Source organism: Neisseria sp. P0008.S010, assembly GCF_051962715.1.
Classification (GTDB): domain Bacteria; phylum Pseudomonadota; class Gammaproteobacteria; order Burkholderiales; family Neisseriaceae; genus Neisseria; species Neisseria elongata.
Genome location: NZ_JBQCVA010000384.1, coordinates 1 through 247, shown reverse-complemented (window position 1 = coordinate 247; position 247 = coordinate 1). Strand labels below are relative to the sequence as shown.

Genomic DNA, 247 nt, shown 5'->3' with positions numbered 1-247 from the left:
GACTACAAGGGTATCACCGAACAGAACCAGCGTAATTTTTATAGTTACTGGCTGTCGTGCATGAATGGGGATGCCGGCCGTGGTTGATCCGCACCTCCAGAAAGAGTTCGAGCAGTTCCTGTTTCGCGAAGCCGACCTCTTGGATACGCGCAGGTTTGACGACTGGCTCGCGTTGTTTGCAGAGGACGCAACCTACCTGTCGCCGATCGTGCCGGTGCAGCAAGTACCGCGGGCTGTACCTGAGAAC

At 55.9% G+C, this 247-nt stretch carries 1 protein-coding gene; it reads left to right on the top strand.

Annotation, left to right across the window (positions count from 1 at the left end; genetic code table 11):
• Nucleotides 1-64: 64 nt before the first annotated feature.
• The coding region (locus tag ACTHSL_RS14005) for an aromatic-ring-hydroxylating dioxygenase subunit beta (RefSeq protein WP_440381747.1) at nt 65-247 on the top strand (183 nt) is incomplete at its 3' end.